This is a genomic window from Pseudomonas sp. GW458-11-26-14-LB4 (genome assembly GCF_059423925.1).
Genome location: NZ_JBWKYU010000032.1, coordinates 1 through 20,465 on the forward strand (window position 1 = coordinate 1; position 20,465 = coordinate 20,465).

The window sequence follows — 20,465 nt, forward strand, 5'->3', positions numbered from 1 at the left end:
ACCCCGAAACCGACCCAACCTCCCCATACACCTCCGTCAACTCGAAAAAACTCCACGAAGCCGCCGAACGCGCCCTCGATCATTACCTCTGCCCCGGCGCCCACATCATGGGCAGCGTCAACGAACCCGCCCCGATGTACCTCGCCAACCCGGCCTACAACACCGAATCCCTGCTCGCCAACGCCAGCGAATCCCTGGGCTCGGCCAGCGAAATGCTCAACAACTTCGCCGCCACCCTCGACCCCGCCCACCGCAAGACCGCCCTGGGTATCGCCCAGATCCTCATGCTGGGTGAACTGGCCGTAAATCAGGCCTTGGATCACGTCGAGCTGAAGGGCTGATCCAGCACATGCCCAATAAAAAAACGCGGCCCAGCAACGGGTCGCGTTTTTCACATTCAAACTGGAGTCACCATGGATCCCCTGATCTCCACCATCGTTTCAGACTTCGAAAGCGAAGAGCAGGCCGCCAGCTACGACCGGTGGTTCCGTGCCGAAGTCCAAGCGTCAATCGACGACCCGCGTCCAAGTATTCCGCATGAGCAAGTGATGGCTGAAATACAGGTATTGATGGAAGAGGTTCAATGCAGGTACCAGACACTTGAGGCGTCGAACAAGGACTGCACCGCAGCACCAAATTGATCGTTCCCACGCTCTGCGCGGGAATGCAGCCCCTGACGCTCCGCGTCAAATTCGCGAGTTGGAACGCGGAGCGTCCCTTGAGGCATTCCCACGCAGACGGTTCGACGCCTCGACGTGGGAACGATCAATACCCAATCATCAGCGCAAAAAAAACCGCGACCTCAAGATCGCGGTTTTCCAACACCCAACACTTACTGCTGCAAAACCGTCGCCTGGTTAGCCGACCCGAACTGCTGAATCGTCGCGGTCTGCGTCATCCCGCTCTGATCCACATTGGCAATGTTCCCGGTGCCGCCCTGGGTTACATACGCCACGTTCATGGTGTCAGCCTGTTTCACGGTGATCATGTTGTCGCTGCCATACAGCTGCGCGGTGTAGGCCTGGTTGCCGGTGCCGGATTGATCGAATTCGGCGCTGTTGCCCGAGCCGTTCGACGAGCCTTGAACCAGGTTGGTGGTGCCGCGTTGGTCGGCGATGAGGATGTTGTCGCTGCCGTTCTGGTCGAAGTACAGCTCGTTGTAGGAATCAGCCTGGCTGACCGTGGTTTTGTTGCCAGTGCCGGTCTGGTTAGTGGTCATGATCTGGCCGATGCCGTCCTGGGTGAAGCTGGCGATGTTGCCGTTGCCGGTCTGATTGACCGTGGCGCGCTGGTTGCTGCCGAACTGGCCGCCATGTTGCGGGCCTTTCCAGTTGCTGGCGTAGACCTTGTTGTCGTTGCCCACCGAGGTGGCGTTGAGGGTGTGGCTGTCGCCGTTCTGGTAGGTGAAATGCACGTTGCCGTTGCCGACTTGATACAGCGCCAGGGTCGAGTTAACCGATTCGAACTGGTCGGCATAGATGGCGTTGGTGTTGCCGACCTGGGTGACGGCGGCGGTGTTGTTTTCGCCGAAGCTCTGGTCGACCACGGTTTCGTTGCTGTCGCCGTACTGGTTGACGGTGGCCTGGCTGGCCAGTTGCGAGTCTTGCCAGATTTCGGTGCCGTTGAGGTTGCCGAACTGGTTGATGGTGATGTTGCCGCCGGTGCCGTTGCGCTGGTCGCCGTAGGCGTAGTTGTTTTCGCCGGCCTGGTTGATGCCGATCTGGCCACCGTTGTGCAGTACCTGTTCGGCGGTGCCGTAGTTGGCGGTGCCGTACTGGGTGATTACCGAGCTGTTGCCGGTGCCTTCGTACAGTTGCTCGATGTTGGCTTCGTTGCTGTCGCCGAACTGGAAGGTCTTGCCTTCGCTGCCGTTTTGCGAGTCCTGATAGACGAACGAGAAGTTGCCGGTGCCTTGCTGTTGTTGCAGCGCCTGGTTGCCGGCGCCGAAACCCAGGGACTGGCTGGCGTGGGTGGTGTTGAAGGCGCCGACCTGTTGTTGGGTGATGGTGCTGTTGTCTTCGAACAGCTGCTCGGCGTAACCGGCATTGTAGTCACCGACCGCGTCCTGGGTGATGACGCTGGTGGCGGTGTCCTGCACGGCGGCGGCGTTGTTGCCCTGGCCCAGTTGGGTCTGGGTCGCGGTGCTGAACGGCGCCTGGGTCTGCTTCACATCAGCGATGTTGGCCGTACCGAACTGGCTCTGGGTGGAAAGGCTGTCGTCGGCCATGGCCTGGGCACTGATCATGACCAGGATGGCGGCGGTGAGGGGCGTCAGTTTGAACATGATGAACTCTCCGATGATTGCAGTGCTTAGCGATATTGCTTGACCGAAACGCTCATGCCGTTGCCCGACTGGGTCACGGCGCTTTGCAGCCCCGTGCCGGCCTGCTCGATGCTGGCGTCGTTGTTGTTGCCGTTTTGCGAAATCTGCGCACGGTTGTGGCTGCCGGTTTGCGTGATGGACGCGGCGTTGCCGGAGCCGTTTTGCGTGATCAGGGCCATCAGGTCGCTGCCTTGTTGCAGGATGTACGCCTCCTGATTGCTGCCCGACTGCACGATCCTGCCCAGCAGCGACTGACCGTTCTGCGACAGCAGCGCCAGGTTGACCTGGCCGTTCTGGTCGATCAGGGCTTGCTGGCCCACGGGGGGCGGCAGTTCGCCGAGATCGGCGCTGTTGGGCGCCAGGTCGTCGTTTTCCATCAGGTCGTCGGCGCGCACGCCCGCACTGACGCACAGGGCGAGCAGGCAAAGCAGGGCGGCGGTCGGCGTGTTCATGGCAAATATCCTGTGGGGCGTTAACCGTTGAGCGTTGCCCCGCCGGCCCGAAAGCAGGCGGGGCGTTGGCTCACAGCGTGTTGACCGAGATGGTGCGAACGGTGCCCTGGGACGAGCGGATGGTGGCGGTCGGGTTGGCTGATGGCACGACCAGCGTGTTGTTCAGCGTCAGCCGCCAGCGTCCGGTCACCGGTACCGTGGTGGTGCCCAGCGTTACCAGCCCGGTCGGGGTGGTGACCTGCACGGTGATGGTGTTGCCGGTGGTCACCGACGAGGTGCCGGCGAAGTCCCAGTTGAAGCGGCCGCCGGAACGGGCCTGCACGGTCGAGGTGGTGATCGTGAAGGTTTCCGCCGCTGGCCGTGGCGACACTTGCACCGTGACGGTCGCCGGCGTCGACTGGGCGTTGAAGCTGTCCCGGGCGATGTAGGTGAAGGTCGTGGTGAAAGCCGTGGTCACGGTGGCCGGTGGGGTGTAGGTGATCACCGTGCCGTCGGTGCTGACCGTGCCGCGTCCTGCCGGTGGTTGGGTCAGGCTGGCGACGCCCAGCGGTGTGTTGCCTTCCGGATCGGTGTCGTTGGCCAGGACGTTGATCGGGATTGCGACACCCAATGTGGCGACGCTGTCGGCGACGGCGGTCGGTGGCCGGTTAGGCGCGACCGTCACCGTCACGGTCGCCGGGTTGGCCGAGGCCAGGCCTTTGTTGTCCTGGGCCTTGTAGGTGAAGGTAGTGGTCAGCGGAGTATTGACCACGGCTGGCGGGGTGTAGACCACCGACGTGGTGCCGTTCAGGGCCACGGTGCCTTGGCCGGCTGCCGGTTGAGTGAGGGCAGTGATGCTCAGCGGCACATTGCCGTCGGGGTCACTGTCGTTGGTCAACAGGCTGAGGGTGATCGGCACGCCGAAGCTGGTGCTGCCGGTGTCGGCGTTGGCCAGTGGCGCCTGGTTCTCACCGGTGTCCGGTGCTGCACCGACCACTACGACTGGCTCGGTATCGCTGCCGCCGGCGGCGGATTTGACCGTGACGGTCGCCGGAGGCTGGGTCAGGTCGGCCACGGTGATTTTTTGCAGCGTGCCGGTTTTCGACAGACGTCCGTAGCCCTGCGCAACCATGTCCGGCACCGCGACTTCATCGGTCGAGGTGGCTTCGATCAGCAGGCTGTGGTTGGCCCAGCTGTAGCGGGCGGTCTGGATTTTCACCACGTCGGTGAGCTTGGCCGAAACGGCGGTCGGACGGGTAGTGCCGGCCGGGTTGGTCGCGGTCACGACCACCACCGACGGCAGGGTGCCGGTGCCCAGGCGCTGGCCGAAGAACAACCCGTTGTTGTCACCCAGCAGACTGGTCTGGCACGGCGTCGGCGGTGGGCCGGGCAGCAACGCCACGGTTTCGCGGAAGCACAGGGTCGAGCTGCTGTCAGCCTTGGCGAACACTTCGGCGCGCACACCGGCCGAGGTCCGGCGATAGGTGGCGCGGTCGATGGCGACTTGGGTTTGCTGACGATTGTCGAGGACCTTGCCGGCGACGGTGAACAGGTTGGTCTGAATCGAGCCGGCGCCCGACGGGCCATCGATCCGCAGGAAGTTGGTGTTGAACGGGCTGCCGGTCACCGCTTCGGTGAGATTCGGGTCGCCGACGAAGGTTTCGATGCCGCCGGTGTCCGGGTTCACTTCGGTATAAGGGCCGTTGATGCTGCGCAGGAATGGGCCGATGGCGCCGTCGAGCGCACCGCTGAAGTTGCCCGGCGCGCCGATGCCGACGTCCTTGGTGATGTTGATTGCTCGTCGACCCGGTGTGGTGACGTTGACCGTTTCAACACCATACGGGTGGGTGATGGTGTAGGTGCCGGCCACCGGGACGTTCACCCGGATGCGGATCCGCGCGAAGCTTTGCTGATCGCCGTCCACCGGGTTTTCTGCAGCGAATGCCGCTTCGATCCCGGCCACGTAGGCATCCACGCCGAAACCGGCACCGTTGTTGGGGATCGCGGTTTCCGCCAGGAACCAGAACGCTTCCGGCGGCCAGTTGTCGGGGAACACCATCGGCAGGCTGTCATCGAACACGCCCGGTTCCGGCAGCAAAGTGCACATGTACGCCGGCGGGGTGCTGACCGGCACCCGCGAACTGGCGGCGCGCGACTGGCAGAGCTCCATCGACAGTTGATTGTTGTCCTGATACCACATCGGGAATTTCCCGGTGGCGAAGGTGTAGGGGCCGGGATCGACGGCGGCCAGTTGCGCGAACGCACTGCCGGTCAGCGAGATTGTCAGCCCGAGCGCGTTGAGCGCGAAGCGTGGCCACTTGTTCATGATGCCTCCTGATGCGGATCTGGGCATGTGAGCGTTCATTGCACGATGACCACTTCTTCGGTATCGCTGCCGCCGTTGGACGACGTCACCCGAACCTTGGCCGGTGGAATCGGCGTGATCCCGGTGGCCAGGGTTTTCACCGCGCCATCACCGCCCAGCGCACCGATGGTGGCGCCGGTGCCGGAGGTGGCGGTGAGCACCGGTGGCGAGGTTTCGTCACTGGTCGAGGCCACCACGGTCAATTGCCCGGAAGTGAGGCTGTACTCGGCGCGCTGGATCACCACCAGGTCGGTCAGGTTCATGGGCAGGGTGGTCGGCGAACTGGTGGCGATCGCCAGGTGGTTGTCGGCGGTCACCTGCAGCACGGAGGGCAAAGTCGGGTTGACCGCCGATTGCGCGTACCAGCTGCCGGTGCTGTCGGCTTCTGTCATGTTCACCACGGGCGTGCTGCTGGTGATGGCGGCGGTACCCGGCGCGGGCGGGGCTTTGACGAACACGTCTTGTTGGGCCACTGGTGCGCTTTCGCCGGGCTTGCGCGAGTAGGTGCTGCGCTCGGTGATCAGAGGCGTTGGCCGCACTACTGTCGACAACTTGCCGGACACGGCGAAAGTCGTGCTGCGCAGGTCGATGCCGCCCGGGCCTTCGATGCGTACGTAGTTGGTGTTGAACGGGCTGCCGGTGACCGCTTCGTTGAGGTTCGGATCGCCAACAAACTGTTCGGCCGCGCCGGTCAACGGATTGGTCTCGGTGTACGGCCCGTTGACGCTGCGCAGGAACGGACCGATGTCACCCTTGAGCGCGCCGTCGTAGGTTTGCGGGGTGCCGATGCCGATGTCGCGGGTCATGTTGATCGCGCGCCGGCCGGGGGTGTCGACGGTGAATACATCGACGCCGTAGGGGTGGGTGATGACGTAGGTGCCGGCAGTGGGCACATCGACCCGGATGCGGATTCGGGCGAAGCTGATCTGGTCGCCCTCTGCGGGGTCGCCGCCGCCGAACGCGGCTTCGATGGCGCTGACGTAAGTCAGGTCGATGCCGCGTGCTGCATCGACGACGGTGGTTTCTCCGGTGAACCAGAAGGCTTCATCGGGGAAGTTGGTGGGGAATACGAGCGGTTGCGCGTCATCGAACACGCCGGGGGTCGGCAGCAGCGAGCACATGTACGACGGGGCGCCGGGTGTGCTCGGCACGCGGGAGCTGAGCGCTTTGGACAGGCACAGATCCAGGGTGCGACCGTGGCTGTCCTGATACCAGCTGGCGAAACCGCCATTGGCCGGTGTGTAGGGACCCGGGTCGACGGCGAACAGAGCGGCCTGGGCAATGCCCTGGGCCAAAGCGCTCACGACCAGGACGGTCGCGGTTTTGGACAGTAAAGGGTGCATGAGTTAATCCCTCTATCAAGGTACCTGCCCCTTGGGGATGGGTCAGTTGCAGAGGGCTTTACAACTTCCATACCAACGACGGGCCAAACGGCGGCAAACGCCCGTGGCGCAAGGATTCGCGGCTTGTCGTGGGGGGGAAGGACGCACGTCCGGATAGGGCGACTGTCCCCAGCATTGGGGATTGTGGGGGCATGAACGCCTGGCGGTTTTCGCCTGACCGGGAAATCGGCCGAACGTGGGGCCGTTCACCCCCCGCATCCGGGCAAACACCCAACCGTGGGCTATAACCCTATAGGGACGTATCGGGAAGTCGCCGCCATGAACATGCAGTCAAAAACGCTACCGGTCGAGGAGGGCAGCCAGCGGCTGAACTCGCGCAAGCAGCCGTTCAACCTGTTGCGCTGGTTTTCATTGATCAGCATGGCGGTGATCGGCACCGTGGCGGTGGCGCTCGGGGCGGTGTCGACACGGTTCGTGATCGAAGAAAGCGTGCAGCGCGATGCCTTGCTGACCGCGCAGTTCATTCAGGCCATCGCGTCGGCGGAAGTGCGCCACGTCTCGATTCCCAATATCCGCACCATGGGGGAGTTGCTCGACCCTCGTCAGGACAACGATTTTCCCGATGTCGACCCGCAGGCCCGAGCCAGCGCCAGAGGCGAGTTTCTTGATCACATCGAGCATTTGCCGGACGTGATCCTCGCCAACATTTATGCGCCGGACCGTACCGTGATCTGGTCGACCAACCCGGCGCTGATCAACACCCGGATTCATGCCGACGAAGACCTCGACCGGGCCTTCGATGAAAAGATCCCGGTCTCGGCCAGCTATCACGACGTCGACAAGGCCCGCGAAGAACAAAAGTTCGTGGTGCCGCCGGAATACATCTTCATCGAAAACTACATCCCGCTGTTCGACGCCGAGGGCAAGAACGTCACGGCGATGGTCGAGATCTATAAAGAGCCCAAGGACCTGATCGCCCGCATGGAACGCGGGCTGACGCTGATCTGGCTGGCGACCGCGCTGGGCGGCGGGCTGATTTACCTGGGGCTGTACTGGATCGTGCGGCGGGCGGCGATTCTGCTGGCGGCCCAGCAAAAACAACTGATCGCCAACGAAACCTTTGTCGCGCTGGGCGAGATGTCTTCGGCGGTGGCCCACAGTCTGCGCAACCCGCTGGCGACCATTCGCTCGAGCGCCGAGCTGGCGCTGGAGTTCGACGCGGGGCCGGCACAGAAGAACATCAAGGACATCATCGGCCAAGTCGACCGCATGTCGAAGTGGGTGCGCGAACTGCTGCAATCGTTGCGACCGCTCAATGACGACCCGGAACCGGTGAACCTGGTGGCGGCGCTGCACGACAGCCTGATGGCGTTCGAGCAGCAGATCGCCAGGGCCGGCGTGCAGGTGGTGTTTCAACCTCAGCAGACGCCGATGGTGCTGAGCCAGCCGGTACAACTCACGCAAATCCTCAACAGCCTGCTGGCCAACGCGCTGGAAGCCATGGACAAGGGCGGCACGCTGACCATCACCCTCGAACCGAGCGACAGCCGTGGCGTGAGCGTCATGCTCAGCGACACCGGCAAAGGCATGAACGAGGAACAGCGCAGCATGGCGTTCCGGCCGTTCTTCACCACCAAGCAGGGCGGCCTTGGCGTGGGGCTGGTGCTGGTCAAACGGATCATGGAGCGCTTCGGCGGGGGCGTGAGCCTGGACAGCCGCGAAGGCGAGGGCACCACCGTTCGTCTGGCGTTTCAGCTCATCCAGTAAGTTGGGGTGAACTTCCCCCAGCAGTGGGTGTCAGGCCCCGGTCACCGGGGAGTGGGGAATGCAACAGCGCGTGCAAGTCCCTGTTACAACTGGAAATGATTTTTTGGCGAGGTAATTGCAAAACACCATCACCCCTTCCTTAGATGAGGCGGCTGATGATGGACAGAGCAATGCGTGACCCCAGAAAACTGTTTCTGTTGACGCCACTGAGCGTCTTTCTGATGTTGACCCTGGGCCAGATGTCCGCGGTCCGAGCGAGCCCGATCGACGACGAGAATCAGCCGGAAGCGTCCGACCCGTCGGCCTATTACGACGAGCCCGAAGACCGCGCTGGCGCGCTCAATGCAATCCTGACGATGCCCGAGGCGAACGTAGACTCCTTCGATCTGCCTGACGGGGTCAAAGGCACGCGCAACACGACGCGCACGGAAAACATCCTGCCGCCCACCGTCCAGACCAGTTTCAATTACCCCACCAACGGCAAGCCGAGCCCGCTGTACGGTGCCCAGCCGTTCACTCAGCAACTGGTGCTGTTCGAAGAGTTCGGCCCGGAAAAACTCGACCCGACCACACCGGCCGCGCCGTTGAGTTTTCCGCCAGCCGCCATCGGTCCGGCGCCGGCGCAAGACCCGAACAACATCGCCCGCAGCGCGCCTCCCGGCACGGCGCTGGATGCGTTTCTGCGTCAACCGGGGCTCACGCCATTTCCGAGCCAGTATGCCAACACGGTTGACCGCAACCCTTGGCAGGCGCAGATCGAACTGTTTCTCAACCGTCACATCGGTTCCTCCGCCGAAGGCCGGCCACCGGGAAAAGGCTGGGCTCATCAGCGCTGGAACGAGTTCTACCCGCAAGTCGCCTACAAGACCGTGCAGACCGGCGCGCGGCTGAACGGTGGTCTGCGTGACAGTCGGCAGATGCACGGTTATGCGGTGGGCGAATTCGGCCCCGGCGGTCTGTACCACAACGTCGCGGGCGTGCCGGCGACCGATGGCACGGCCAAGGGTGTCGACCCACGGTTCCACCCGGCGATGCCGGTGCAGGACCACAACTCGGTGTGGACCTTCGACGGCACGCTGCCGCCGAAACTGTTGATGGTGCGCTACGGCCAACCAGTGCTGATGCGTCACTACAACGGCTTGCCGATCGATCCTTCCGCCAACCGCGGTTTCGGTCTGCACACCATCACCACCCACGAGCACAACGGCCACGCGCCGGCGGAAAGCGATGGTTATGCCAACGCGTTTTTCTTCCCCGGTCAGTACTACGACTATCGCTGGCCGATCCAGCTTGCCGGCTACGACAGCATCAACACCAAGGCTGAAGACCCACGCGCGGCGTTCCCGTGCGCGCCGGGGGAAACCCTGTGGGTCAATGACCTGCAGCCTGCGAAAAAGACCTGCGACCACGGCACCATCAGGATTCGTGGCGACTGGCGCGAAACCATGAGCACCCACTGGTTCCACGACCACATGCTCGATTTCACCGCGCAGAACGTCTACAAGGGCAACGCGGCGATGATGAACTACTACAGCGCCCTGGACCGTGGCAACGAATCGGTGAACGACGGCGTCAACCTGCGTTTCCCCAGCGGCAGCGCCTTGCCGTGGGGCAACCGCGACTACGACGTCAATCTGGTGTTCGCCGACAAGGCCTGGGATCAGCAAGGTCAGCTGTGGTTCAACCCGTTCAACACCGACGGCTTCATCGGCGATCAGGTGCTGGTCAACTGGCAGTGGAAACCGACCCTCGACGTACGGGCGCGCAGTTATCGCTTCCGCCTCCTCAATGGTTCGGTGTCGCGCTACTTCAAGCTCGCCCTGGTGCGTGAAGTCAAAGGCACCGGCGGCGAATTCCAGGGGCCGAGAAACTCCGGTGTGTCGTACAGCCGGGTGCCGTTCCACATGATCGCCAACGACGGCAACATCATGGAACACAGCGTGCCGTTCGACGGCTCGATGGACCTGGATGCCGACGGCGACAAGCAGAACCACAACGCGATCCTGCCGACCCAGGGCATCGCCGAGCGGTTCGACATCATCGTCAACTTCGCGAAAAACGGCATCAAACCGGGCGACAAGCTGTTCTTCGTCAACCTGCAAGCCCAGGACGACGGCAAGGGCCCGAAAGAAGTGATCCCGCTGGCCGACGTGCTGTCGGAGAAATACCTGGCAGTCATCAAACAGACCAGCAAGGGTCCGCAATGGGATCGGGGTGACCCGGTGGTAGGCAAGGTCCTGCAACTCAACGTCAAGGCTTATACCGGCCAGGATCTGTCGATGAACCCGGCGGCCTACGAACCGGCCAAACCGGGCAAGGCGGAAGGCCTGGTGATGATTCCGCTGAAGATCCACCGTGACAACGCTGCCGACAAGGCGCTGCTGGCCAAGGCGCTGCACCGGACCTTCACCTTCGGTCGCGCCGACGGCACCGATGAAGCGCCGTGGACGATCAAGACCGATAGCGGTTTCGGCTTCCACATGGACCCACGCCGGTTGAATGCCTCGACCAAACTGGCCAGCGGCCCGACCGACGCCGGAGTCAGCGGCATCGGCACCCTGGAAGTGTGGAACATCAAGGCCGGCGGCACGGGCTGGAGTCATCCGGTGCACGTGCACTTCGAGGAGGGGATCATCCTCAGCCGTGGCGGCAAGGCCCCGCCTGAATGGGAAAAATGGGCGCGCAAGGACGTCTACCGGATCGGTTCGGAGGCCGACGGGCTGGACAACGTCGAGATGGCGATCAACTTCCGCGAGTTTGCCGGGACCTACATGGAGCACTGTCACAACACCCAGCATGAGGACAACTCGATGCTGCTGCGTTGGGACCTGGAAAAACCCGGGCAGCTGCAGTTGATGCCAACACCGCTGCCGAGCTGGGATGGCGTGCGCTACGTCAACTCCGCCGCACTGCCAACCTTCCGCACTGGCGACGGCTTCGGCCCGCAAGTGACCGTGAAACCATGAGCAGGGAGGGAGCCGACATGACCCAGCCAACGCCGCGCTCCCGCGCCCTGGGCATGCACTTGATTCTGGTGTTGGTCACCTGCCTGCTCGGCAGTCAGGTGCTCATCGCCCATCAGACGCAGCCCGAAGGCGCCAGTGAATCCGCCACCCCGTGGGGTGGCGACTATTTCCCCAACACCCTGCTGACCGACCAGGACGGTCGGCAGGTGCGCTTTTTCGATGACCTGATCAAAGACAAGGTGGTGGTGATCAACTTCATCTTCACTTCGTGCAGCGACTCCTGCCCGCTGGAGACCGCGCGCCTGCGCCAGGTGCAGAAACTGCTGGGGGACCGGGTCGGGAAAGACATCTTTTTCTACTCGATCACCATCGACCCGTTGAGCGACACCCCCGCAGTGCTCAAGGCCTATGCGCAACGCTTCAAGGTCGGCCCCGGCTGGAAATTCCTCACCGGCGAGTTCGAAGACGTCACCGAGCTGCGCAAGAAGCTCGGGCTGTTCATCGAAGGCGTCGACAACGGCCGCACCAAGGACCACAACCTGAGCCTGATCGTCGGCAACCAGAGCACCGGGCGCTGGATGAAAGCCTCGCCGTTCGAGAACCCGTGGATCCTCGCCGACCAACTGGCCAACACGCTGCAGAACTGGAAGCAGGCCAGCAGCGAAGAAAGCTATGCCGATGCCCCGCAGATTCGTCCGCCGAGCAATGGCGAAGAGCTGTTCCGCACCCGCTGTGCTTCGTGCCACAGCCTCGGCCCGCAGGACGGCGAAGGCATCGGCATGCGCAACATCGGCCCGGACCTGATCGGCGTGACCCGTCAGCGTGACGCGGTCTGGCTCAATCGCTGGATCCGCGAACCGGATCGCGTGCTGGCTGAAAAGGACCCGATCGCAGTGCAACTGTTCGAGCAATACGAGCGTATCCCGATGCCCAATCTGCGCCTGGACGAGGCCTCGGCGCAGTCGATCATCGACTTTCTGAGTGCCGAAACCGAGCGTCAGCATCCGTCCGTGCAGCCCTTGGCCGACGGGGCATTGACGCCAGTAAAACCGGCTTCTGCCAGCGAAACGGTGAGTCGAATGCAGTAGCGGCTAAATAGCATCATTGAACCGTGTGTCACGGTCATTGCCACCTACACTCATTCGAGAGAGGGCGGCTGTAACCGGCTCGATACCAGAACGCCAGGGCATCCCCATGCAACGACTGGAAGAACAGAAAACATCGGCACCGAACCTCGCGCTGGCGGCCATCAAGAGCTGGGGCGGGCAGTTCAATCTGCTGCGCTGGTTTTCGCTGGCCAGTTTTTTCATCATCGCGGCCGTGGCGCTGGGGCTGGGGTATATCTCCACGCGCTTCGTGGTCACCGAAAGCGTGGAGCGCGATGCGCTGCTCACCGCGCAATTCGTGCAGGCCATCGGCGATGCAGAAATGCGCCATGCCAACATCACGCCGCAACGGACCATGGGCGAGATGCTCGACTCGCGCCAGGACGGGAACTACCCCGACGTCGATTCGCTGTCCCATGCAATGGCCCGTGCCGAGTTTCTCGATCACGTCGAACACTTGCCGGATGTTCTGCTGGCCACGGTGTACGCCCTGGACCGCACGGTCATCTGGTCGACCAACCCCGAACTGATCAACGTCAAGTTCGAAGACGACGACGAGCTGGATGAGTCGTTCGAGATGAAAGTCCCGGTGTCTTCCAGTTATCACAAGATCGACGATGAAAAACCCGAGCAGCGGCTGTCTCGCGAACCCAAATACCTGTTCATCGAAAACTATATTCCGATGTTCAACGCCGACAAAAGCAAAGTCGTCGCCATGGTCGAGATTTACAAGGAGCCGGCGGATCTGGTGGACCGCATCGACCGTGGGTTCGCCTCAATCTGGGCCGCAACGATTCTCGGCGGCGCGGCGATTTACCTCGGCTTGTTCTGGATCGTGCGGCGCGCCTCGACCCTGCTGCAGAGCCAGCAGCAGCAACTGATCAGCAATGAAACCTTTGTCGCTCTGGGCGAGATGTCCTCGGCGGTGGCCCACAGCCTGCGCAACCCGCTGGCGACCATTCGTTCCAGTGCCGAGCTGGCCCAGGAAATCGCCAGCCCGGGGGCACAGCGCAACATCGGCGACATCATCAGCCAGGTTGACCGCATGTCGCGCTGGGTTCGCGAACTGCTGGTGTCGTTGCGCCCGATGAGTGACGACGGCGAGGCGGTGGACCTGCTGGCGGCGGTCGAGGACACCCTGGGGGCATTTGATGCGCTGATCCGGCGCAACGGCGTCGAAGTGCGATTCACGCCACAAGATTGTCCGCCGGTGGTCAGTCAACAGGTGCTGCTCACGCAAATTCTCAATAGCCTGTTTGCCAATGCCCTGGAAGCGATGCCCAGAGGCGGCGTACTCAGTGTCGAGATTGAAACAGCGCAGGCCGGTCAGGTGCGCATGACCCTGAGCGACACCGGCAAAGGCATGAGCGCGCAGCAGCAACAACTGGTGTTCAAACCGTTTTTCACCACCAAGCAGGGCGGCCTCGGGGTCGGCCTCGCGCTGGTCAAGCGAATCATGGAGCGGTTTCAGGGTTCGGTCATGCTGACCAGCCGCGAGCAGGAAGGAACCCGCGTCAGTCTCAACTTTAGAGTGGCATCGGGAGGGGAATATGGAACACAGCATTCTGCTGGTCGAGGATGACGAACTGCTGGCCGAAAATATTCAGACCTACCTGGAGCGCAAAGACTTCGAGGTGACGGTCTGCCACTCGGCCGAGGACGCGCTGGGGCAACTGGAAAGCTTCATGCCGGACATCGTCCTGACCGACAACTCGCTGCCGGGCATGAGCGGTCACGATCTGATCCAGAAGCTGCGCATCAGCGCGCCGGACCTGAAAGTGATCATGATGACCGGTTACGGCAACGTCGAAGACGCGGTGGTCGCGATGAAGGAGGGCGCCTTTCATTACGTCACCAAACCGGTCGCGCTGCCGGAACTCAAACTGCTGCTGGACAAGGCCCTGGCCACCGAACGGATGGAGCGCACGCTGTCGTTCTATCAGGAGCGCGAGGCGCAGAAATCCGGAGTGCAGGCGCTGATCGGCGAATCGGCGCCTATGCTGCACCTGAAGAACACCATCGGTCAGTTGCTCGACGCCGAGCGGCGTATGGCCAACGGCGATCTGCCGCCGGTTCTGGTGGAGGGCGAAACCGGTACCGGCAAGGAACTGGTCGCCCGCGCGCTGCATTTCGACGGCGCGCGCAGCAAAGGCCCGTTCATTGAATTCAACTGCGCGTCGATTCCGGCCAACCTGGTGGAGTCAGAGCTGTTCGGGCATGAAAAAGGCGCGTTCACCGATGCCAAGGACCGCCGGGTCGGGCTGGTGGAAGCCGCAGATGGCGGCACGCTGTTTCTCGATGAAATCGGTGAAATGGATCTGGTGCTCCAGGCCAAGCTGCTGAAATTGCTGGAGGATCGCACCATTCGCCGGGTCGGCTCGGTGAAGGAGCGCAAGGTCAACCTGCGGGTGATCAGCGCCACCAATTGCAACCTTGAGCAGATGGTCCAGCAGGGCAAGTTCCGCCGCGATCTGTTTTTCCGCCTGCGGATCATCTCGATCAAGGTCCCGCGCTTGTACGCCCGTGGCGAAGACATCCTGCTGCTGGCCCGGCACTTCCTCGCCAGCCACGGCAAGCGTTACGGCAAACCGAACCTGCATTTCAGCGATCAGGCCGAAGAGCTGCTGCTCAGTTACACCTGGCCGGGCAACGTGCGCGAACTGCGCAACATGCTCGAACAGACCGTGCTGCTGGCGCAGGGCGATACCATCGCCGCGCACCAGTTGAACGTGTGCATGAGCCTGTGCGATGACCTGCCACCGCAACATCAGCACGAGGTGCCGCACACGCACTTCGAACCGCGCCCGGCGAGCAACACCGAATCGATGAACCTGCCGGAAGTCGAACGCGACATGGTGCGCAAGATGCTCGACAAGACCGACTGGAACGTCACCAAATCGGCGCGCCTGCTGGGCCTGAGCCGCGACATGCTGCGCTACCGCATCGAAAAACTCGGCCTGGCACGCCCGGACAAGCGTCAGTGGTAGACCGCGTTGCTGCGTGGGCTGGGCGTGCCGAGGCATTCGAGCACGCACGTCGGGTCCAGCACCTCGTCGTTGACGTAAATGCCGCGCTCGGCATCGTAGGTGCGGATGAATACCCGCACCGTCGCATCGGCCACGGTCGGCAGTTGCGAGTCCTGGAAAACACGGCGATCCGGGATGACGATGAAGTCCTGTGGCGGCGTGTCATCGAACGGCCGGGGCGGCTGGGCCGACAGCGACGGTGGAGCAGGGTGGGCAAAGGGCTGGTCCGCCCCGTAGTAGTTGAAGTTGCTGTCCAGCGCCTGCGCCTGGGTGGCGGCGAGCAGACAGGCGGATAACAGCAGTCGATTGAACATTCCCATGGCAGCACCTGTGGAAGCGGATTTCCCCAAGGCTATTAACTATAGCTGTCCGTGGTGCAGGCGTTGGTGCAGGCGTTGTCGGCTTACAAGTTCGCAACAACCTGTTGCGCGAGGCTGAACTAGACTCGGGCCCGCTCAATTGTGAGCATCGCCCGGAGTGCGCCATGGAAGTGCCAAACAATAAAAATGCCGTCGAGAGCAATCGTCAGGCGTGGAATGATTCCGCCCGTCATCATCAGGACTCGCCCGATTGGCAGGCCTTGCTGACCGAAGTCACGCAGGCTGATTTTTCCTGCCTCGACGACACCCTTCGCGGCTTGCTCGAGCAGGTCGGTGTCGATGGCAAGGACGTCGTGCAGCTGTGTTGCAACAACGGCCGCGAAAGCCTGTCACTGTTCTCCCTCGGCGCACGGAATGTGGTCGGTATCGATCAGTCGAGCGCGTTTCTCGAACAGGCCCGCGAACTGAACAAGCGTTCGCCGCACAACGCCGAATTGATCGAAGCCGATATTCATCATTTGCCCGAATCGCTGCGCGCCCGTTTCGACGTTGCGCTGATCACCATCGGCGTTTTTGGCTGGATGCCCGACATCGGCGAGTTCTTTCGCCACGTCGCCTCGACCCTCAAACCGGGCGGACAACTGGTGATCTACGAAACCCACCCGTTCCTGGAAATGGTCGACCCCGAGGGCGAGGACCCGTTTCGCCTCGTCACCTCGTACTTTCGCGAAGAACCGTTCGTGCAGGAAGAACCGATCGTCTACGTCGGCAAGGTCGAACAGCCGGCGGCGAAGTCTTACTGGTTCGTGCACACCCTCGGCGCGATCTTCACCGCCGCCCTCGAGGCCGGCCTGAACATCACGCACTTCAAGGAATACCCGCACTCAAACCGGGAAGAAGCCTATGACCAGTACCAGAACCGCGAGGCGCAGATGCCGCTGTGTTTTACGTGGGTGGGGGTGAAGCGCTGAGGCAGGTACAAGAGGGGGAGGCGAGAGGTGCTGTTACTTTTTCGGTGAGTCGGATACGGGCTTGCGTCACGTATCCGATTGCTCGAAACAACTCTTCATCGTCACCTTCTGCCAGTACCTGAGAGAGGTACTCACGGATGGCATTCAAATCAACCAGCAATGCCGTCATTTCAAAATCGGATGTGTTTTGTTCCATCGGTTTGTCTCTGCGTTTCTGCATGAATGTATTCATTCACATGATTGCGAGCAGCCAGATGGAGCCGAAACTGAATGTCGCTGGTTCCTGTACGAGCGTAGGAAGATTCTGCGGCGCCGTCCCGGCCGCCGCAGGTTAAATCCGTCAAGCCTGCGCAGCCGCCGTCACCACCGGCCGTCCCGGTTTGCGCAGCGGGTCGAGGCGTGAGCCTTCGTAGCGGGTTTCGCGGAAGAACCGCCATTTGCCGAACAGGCAATAGACGTGAGTGACGCGGCCCTGTTCGTGGTAGCCCATGCGGATGTGCAGTTTCAGCGCCGGGATGTTGTGGGTTTCGCAGACGTCCACCACCTTGTTGCAACCCTGGGCGGCCATGGCTTCCCAGAGGGCGACCTGCACGTCCACCGACAGGCTGCTGCCGAAGTAGGCGCGGATCATTTCACCGCCGAACTCGAAGAACTCGCCGGGTTTGACCGGGAAGGTGCAGCCGTAATAGTGGCGGTCGTGGTAGTCGCGAATGCTGCCCCAGATAAACCCGACTGCGTGGCCGTCGGCGTCCAGGTACATGTGCCCGGTGTGGCCCTCGTTGGCCAGTTCGGCCATGGTCTGCACCCGGTCACCGAAGTGTTTGGCGAACGCGCCGGCATTCTCGGCGGTGATGTCGACTTTGCGCAGGCCGTCGTAGGGGCGCAGCTTGTGCGGCGGTACCGGGCTGACCAGGTCGCGCTCCATCCACAACAGTTCCCAATGGAAGAACACGTAGCGTTTCCACAACGTGCCGAAGGTACGGCCCAGGCCTTTTTGCTTGATACGTTCGCGCAGCTTTTCAATGACGCTCATGATGCCCTCCGAGGCCGGAGCCCGGGTGTTGTGGATGACGCTTTTGTGGGTATAGATCAAGCCGGCAAATTCATGTCAAAGCGCCAGCTTTGAAAGTATTGCAAGTTGTGTAACGGCTCAGATCGCCTCGGCACCCCGCAAAAAATCCTTGTTCAGATCGGCATAGGAAACCCGTGGAACGCCCGTCAGCCGCTGCTCTAGCAAGCGGCTCAGGGACTCTTCGGGTTGCAGATAGGCGTCGCCGAAATCCGCCCCGAGCTGGTTCGGATGGGCGACGATTTCCAGCACGCCGTCGGTCGGCGCGGGGGCGTTGCGCAGGTCGACCGGCGTGCAGACGTAATCCGCCGTCACCCCGGCCAATCCCTGCAATCGGCGGTTGAGCAACCCCTTGAACAGGCGCTTGGGCAGGCTGAGGTTTTGCCCCAGGTTGCGCGCCAGGCGCACCGGCACCCCTTGATGGGCGGCGAAGCGCGCGACAATCTCGCCGATCGGCCAGATGTTGTGCACGTGCTGATGCGAATCGAGGTGGCTGGGACGCACGCCGTGATCGACGCAGCGCTGCCACTGCGCCTGCAATTCTTCCTGCACCGCCTCGCGATCTTCCCGACTCAGCCACAGGCTGTGGCGAGGCAGGTTGAGGTCGAACACACCGTGGCTGTCGCAGAACGTGCGACGCTCGAGAATGGCCCGGCTCAGGGGCCGGCCGTAGGTCAGGTTGAAGTGCAGGCCGATCCGGCCTTCCAGCAGCGGCAGCCGGGCCATGGCGCAGGCCGCTTCGAACGCCGGCATGTTGGCCATGGCGGTGGCGGAACTGATGACCCCGGCCTGGAACGCACCGAGGATCACCGCGTTTTCGCTCGGGCTCAGGCCGAAATCGTCAGCGTTGACTATGACTTGGCGAGGCATGTTCGCCCTCCTTGGTGGGGTTGATCACAGGTGTCGCAATGACCGCCGCTTTGGCCGCCGCACGCTTCGCCCGCCATTGTTGCAACCCGGGTTTGAGCCGATGCCAGACGCGCAGCCCCAGCCCCAGCAACAGGCCGCTCGGGCGCCACGAGTAGAAGCTCCAGCGCCAGTGTTCCAGTTGCCCGGTCATGCGTTCGTGCAATTGATGGCTGGAATTTTCCAGGCTGACCCGCGAGGCATCGATCCAGCGCCAGTTGTCGTCCAGCCCCCAGCGAATCCATTCCTCCAGCAACACCCGGCCGCTGCCCAGATCGGCGTATTGCGGCAGGAAGGCGAGGTTGTAATCGTAGAGCCGGCCCTGTTCGAACAGACCGAGTCGATAGCTGATGCAACGTCCGTTGAGTTCCAGCATCACCACGCGCACCCGGCCCGAAGCGGCGAGGGCGGTGAAGGCGTTTTCCATGCAGCGGCGGCTGCGGTCGCTGGCAAAGATTCCGACGCCTTCGTCGCCTTTCCAACTGACCGCTTCGACTTCGCTGATGACCTGCAGCAACGGGCCCATGCTGGTCGCGTCGGGCGTGATCCGCCGGACTTCGGCGCCGCACGCGGCAATCCGTTTGCGCGCCCGGCGCAGTTTGTAGCGCGGGTCGCCCGAGACTTCCTGGCGGTCAGCCTCGCTGATCAGGTGCACCGGCACCCGGCAGCTCAAGCGAAGTTCGCCGGTGGAGCTGTGGACCATCCATTCGGTGAGCACGCTTTCGGCACCGACCGGCTCGGTGATTTCATTGAGTTGCAGCAGGGCGTGGGGCACTCGCTGGCGAATCAGCCGCAGGGCTTGGCGCATGTCGTCGGCGTTCAGCTGTGATAACAACGCCAGGCGATCGGCCAGCGGATAACCCAGGTGATGCACCACCCGAAACGGCAAACCGAAAAACCGTTCACGGCTCGCCACCAGTGGCAGGCACAGGCGCAATTCGTCTGCTTCCCAACCCAGCAATACATGCAGCCGCTCGTGCGCATCGAGCGCCTGCTCTGCCGCACACAGCCAGTCGAGGCTGTTGAACGGCGTGTGATCCGTCACCCGCAGGCGCAGCGCTTCATAGGCCGCCGCCGGGAAGTCAGGTGCGCACAACGAGGTGCGCCATTCGAATCGCGCCATAGGCTCAGGTCGCCGTTGCTGTGACAGGTGGACGGGAAGGTTTGCGCAGCGCCTCCAGGCGCGATCCGCTGTAGCGGGTTTCGCGGTAGAAGCGCCAGCGACCGAACAGTTTGTAGATGTTCATGATCCGGCCCTGTTCGGTATAGCCCATGCGCAAGTGCAGCTTGAGCGCCGGGATGTTGTGGAACTCGCAGACGTCCACGACCTTGTCACAGCCCTGGGCGGCCATGGCTTTCCACAGTTCCAGTTGCAGATCCACCGACAGTTCGGTGCCCCAGTACGAGCGGGTCAGTTCGCCGCCGAACTCGAAGAACTCGCCGGGTTTCACCGGGAACATGCAGCCGTAGTAGTGACGGTCGAAGTAGTCCCGGGCGCTGCCCCAGATGAACGCCACCGCATGGCCCTGATCGTCCAGGTGCATGTGCCCGGTGTGATTCTCCCGGGACAGCTCGGCCATGGTGCCGACCCGGTCACCGAAGTGGCGGGCGAAGGCGCTGACGTTGTCCGGGGTGATCTTTACCACCCGCAGTGGCGGGTAGGGTTTGAGGCTGTGGGGCGGCACCGGGCTGACCAGGTCGCGCTCCATCCACAGCAGTTCCTGATGAGAAAAGACGTAGTGTTTCCAGACCTTTTTCACGGTGGCAGTGAGTCCTTTCTGCCGTAGGTTATTAATCAGTTTGCCCAGCATGTTCATGGCGTTCACTCCTGATGACGAGTCATCGCGCGGCCAGGGGCCAGCGCGGCCGGAC

At 62.6% G+C, this 20,465-nt stretch carries 17 protein-coding genes and 1 pseudogene; 8 read left to right on the forward strand and 10 right to left on the reverse strand.

What is annotated here, in order from left to right; genetic code table 11:
• Both AC07XZ_RS28165 and relB read left to right on the forward strand, forming a co-directional pair.
• Nucleotides 1-341, forward strand: a 341-nt coding sequence (locus AC07XZ_RS28165; RefSeq protein WP_102688526.1) for a DUF6124 family protein, incomplete at its 5' end; no start/stop codon positions are given.
• Between the two features lie 72 nt (nucleotides 342-413).
• The gene (gene relB / locus AC07XZ_RS28170; protein ID WP_102688527.1) at nucleotides 414-641 is read left to right on the forward strand and encodes a type II toxin-antitoxin system RelB family antitoxin; all 228 of its coding nucleotides are present in this window, start codon (nucleotides 414-416) and stop codon (nucleotides 639-641) included.
• Between the two features lie 191 nt (nucleotides 642-832).
• Here the strand turns inward: relB and AC07XZ_RS28175 are convergent, their stop codons facing one another.
• The 4 genes from AC07XZ_RS28175 to AC07XZ_RS28190 all read right to left on the reverse strand — a co-directional run bounded on the left by AC07XZ_RS28175 (nucleotide 833) and on the right by AC07XZ_RS28190 (nucleotide 6,462).
• On the reverse strand, nucleotides 833-2,284 hold the full coding sequence (locus AC07XZ_RS28175) for a curlin (RefSeq protein WP_102688528.1): 1,452 nt from the start codon (nucleotides 2,282-2,284) through the stop codon (nucleotides 833-835).
• A 26-nt stretch (nucleotides 2,285-2,310) separates the two neighbouring features.
• A complete protein-coding gene (locus tag AC07XZ_RS28180) occupies nucleotides 2,311-2,775 on the reverse strand; it encodes a curlin (protein ID WP_064595177.1) in 465 nt (154 codons plus the stop codon).
• 70 nt (nucleotides 2,776-2,845) lie between these two features.
• Complete coding sequence (locus tag AC07XZ_RS28185) at nucleotides 2,846-5,080, reverse strand: Ig-like domain-containing protein (protein ID WP_102688529.1); 2,235 nt, start codon at nucleotides 5,078-5,080, stop codon at nucleotides 2,846-2,848.
• 35 nt (nucleotides 5,081-5,115) lie between these two features.
• Nucleotides 5,116-6,462, reverse strand: coding sequence for a hypothetical protein (locus AC07XZ_RS28190; RefSeq protein WP_085748456.1), 1,347 nt, complete (start codon nucleotides 6,460-6,462; stop codon nucleotides 5,116-5,118).
• Between the two features lie 318 nt (nucleotides 6,463-6,780).
• Between AC07XZ_RS28190 and AC07XZ_RS28195 the strand changes: the two genes are divergently transcribed.
• The 5 genes from AC07XZ_RS28195 (at nucleotide 6,781) to AC07XZ_RS28215 (ending at nucleotide 15,288) form a co-directional block, all read left to right on the forward strand.
• Nucleotides 6,781-8,229, forward strand: coding sequence for a sensor histidine kinase (locus AC07XZ_RS28195; RefSeq protein ID WP_102688530.1), 1,449 nt, complete (start codon nucleotides 6,781-6,783; stop codon nucleotides 8,227-8,229).
• Nucleotides 8,230-8,387: 158 nt separating this feature from the next.
• On the forward strand, nucleotides 8,388-11,195 hold the full coding sequence (locus AC07XZ_RS28200; protein WP_102688554.1) for a multicopper oxidase domain-containing protein: 2,808 nt from the start codon (nucleotides 8,388-8,390) through the stop codon (nucleotides 11,193-11,195).
• Nucleotides 11,196-11,212: 17 nt separating this feature from the next.
• On the forward strand, nucleotides 11,213-12,283 hold the full coding sequence (locus tag AC07XZ_RS28205; RefSeq protein WP_371921044.1) for an SCO family protein: 1,071 nt from the start codon (nucleotides 11,213-11,215) through the stop codon (nucleotides 12,281-12,283).
• 106 nt (nucleotides 12,284-12,389) lie between these two features.
• Nucleotides 12,390-13,883 carry a sensor histidine kinase gene (locus AC07XZ_RS28210; RefSeq protein WP_102688532.1) on the forward strand — a complete coding sequence of 498 codons (1,494 nt, stop codon included), beginning with the start codon at nucleotides 12,390-12,392 and terminating at the stop codon, nucleotides 13,881-13,883.
• A complete protein-coding gene (locus AC07XZ_RS28215) occupies nucleotides 13,852-15,288 on the forward strand; it encodes a sigma-54-dependent transcriptional regulator (protein WP_102688533.1) in 1,437 nt (478 codons plus the stop codon). Before AC07XZ_RS28210 ends, AC07XZ_RS28215 begins: the two co-directional genes overlap by 32 nt.
• Here AC07XZ_RS28215 and AC07XZ_RS28220 read toward each other — a convergent pair.
• Entirely contained in the window at nucleotides 15,279-15,647 is a 369-nt protein-coding gene (locus AC07XZ_RS28220) for a hypothetical protein (protein WP_102688534.1), read from the reverse strand. The genes AC07XZ_RS28215 and AC07XZ_RS28220 overlap by 10 nt on opposite strands.
• 164 nt (nucleotides 15,648-15,811) lie before the next feature.
• On the opposite strand from AC07XZ_RS28220, the gene AC07XZ_RS28225 reads away from it, so the two are divergent.
• The gene (locus AC07XZ_RS28225; RefSeq protein ID WP_102688535.1) at nucleotides 15,812-16,618 is read left to right on the forward strand and encodes a class I SAM-dependent methyltransferase; all 807 of its coding nucleotides are present in this window, start codon (nucleotides 15,812-15,814) and stop codon (nucleotides 16,616-16,618) included.
• A gap of 55 nt (nucleotides 16,619-16,673) precedes the next feature.
• Here the strand turns inward: AC07XZ_RS28225 and AC07XZ_RS28230 are convergent.
• From AC07XZ_RS28230 to AC07XZ_RS28250, 5 genes and pseudogenes are all read right to left on the reverse strand, one after another.
• Nucleotides 16,674-16,814: pseudogene (locus tag AC07XZ_RS28230) on the reverse strand (addiction module antidote protein); the annotation flags it as partial.
• 144 nt (nucleotides 16,815-16,958) lie between these two features.
• Complete coding sequence (locus tag AC07XZ_RS28235; protein ID WP_102688555.1) at nucleotides 16,959-17,651, reverse strand: GNAT family N-acetyltransferase; 693 nt, start codon at nucleotides 17,649-17,651, stop codon at nucleotides 16,959-16,961.
• A 117-nt stretch (nucleotides 17,652-17,768) separates the two neighbouring features.
• Nucleotides 17,769-18,557 (reverse strand): ChbG/HpnK family deacetylase, encoded by a 789-nt coding sequence (locus AC07XZ_RS28240; protein WP_102688536.1) that lies wholly within the window; start codon nucleotides 18,555-18,557, stop codon nucleotides 17,769-17,771.
• A complete protein-coding gene (locus AC07XZ_RS28245; RefSeq protein WP_102688537.1) occupies nucleotides 18,529-19,716 on the reverse strand; it encodes a GNAT family N-acetyltransferase in 1,188 nt (395 codons plus the stop codon). The genes AC07XZ_RS28240 and AC07XZ_RS28245 overlap by 29 nt, the downstream gene beginning before the upstream one ends.
• Nucleotides 19,717-19,720: 4 nt before the next feature.
• Nucleotides 19,721-20,410 (reverse strand): GNAT family N-acetyltransferase, encoded by a 690-nt coding sequence (locus AC07XZ_RS28250; protein ID WP_102688538.1) that lies wholly within the window; start codon nucleotides 20,408-20,410, stop codon nucleotides 19,721-19,723.
• Between the last annotated feature and the right edge of the window lie 55 nt (nucleotides 20,411-20,465).

Coding starts and splice junctions, on each gene's coding strand:
- AC07XZ_RS28215 (WP_102688533.1), top strand. CDS start 13,852: ATGGAACACAGCATTCTGCTGGTCGAGGATGACGAACTGCTGGCCGAA.
- AC07XZ_RS28205 (WP_371921044.1), top strand. CDS start 11,213: ATGACCCAGCCAACGCCGCGCTCCCGCGCCCTGGGCATGCACTTGATT.
- AC07XZ_RS28180 (WP_064595177.1), bottom strand. CDS start 2,775: ATGAACACGCCGACCGCCGCCCTGCTTTGCCTGCTCGCCCTGTGCGTC.
- AC07XZ_RS28175 (WP_102688528.1), bottom strand. CDS start 2,284: ATGTTCAAACTGACGCCCCTCACCGCCGCCATCCTGGTCATGATCAGT.
- relB (WP_102688527.1), top strand. CDS start 414: ATGGATCCCCTGATCTCCACCATCGTTTCAGACTTCGAAAGCGAAGAG.
- AC07XZ_RS28235 (WP_102688555.1), bottom strand. CDS start 17,651: ATGAGCGTCATTGAAAAGCTGCGCGAACGTATCAAGCAAAAAGGCCTG.
- AC07XZ_RS28200 (WP_102688554.1), top strand. CDS start 8,388: ATGGACAGAGCAATGCGTGACCCCAGAAAACTGTTTCTGTTGACGCCA.
- AC07XZ_RS28210 (WP_102688532.1), top strand. CDS start 12,390: ATGCAACGACTGGAAGAACAGAAAACATCGGCACCGAACCTCGCGCTG.
- AC07XZ_RS28195 (WP_102688530.1), top strand. CDS start 6,781: ATGAACATGCAGTCAAAAACGCTACCGGTCGAGGAGGGCAGCCAGCGG.
- AC07XZ_RS28185 (WP_102688529.1), bottom strand. CDS start 5,080: ATGAACAAGTGGCCACGCTTCGCGCTCAACGCGCTCGGGCTGACAATC.
- AC07XZ_RS28225 (WP_102688535.1), top strand. CDS start 15,812: ATGGAAGTGCCAAACAATAAAAATGCCGTCGAGAGCAATCGTCAGGCG.
- AC07XZ_RS28250 (WP_102688538.1), bottom strand. CDS start 20,410: ATGAACATGCTGGGCAAACTGATTAATAACCTACGGCAGAAAGGACTC.
- AC07XZ_RS28245 (WP_102688537.1), bottom strand. CDS start 19,716: ATGGCGCGATTCGAATGGCGCACCTCGTTGTGCGCACCTGACTTCCCG.
- AC07XZ_RS28240 (WP_102688536.1), bottom strand. CDS start 18,557: ATGCCTCGCCAAGTCATAGTCAACGCTGACGATTTCGGCCTGAGCCCG.
- AC07XZ_RS28220 (WP_102688534.1), bottom strand. CDS start 15,647: ATGGGAATGTTCAATCGACTGCTGTTATCCGCCTGTCTGCTCGCCGCC.
- AC07XZ_RS28190 (WP_085748456.1), bottom strand. CDS start 6,462: ATGCACCCTTTACTGTCCAAAACCGCGACCGTCCTGGTCGTGAGCGCT.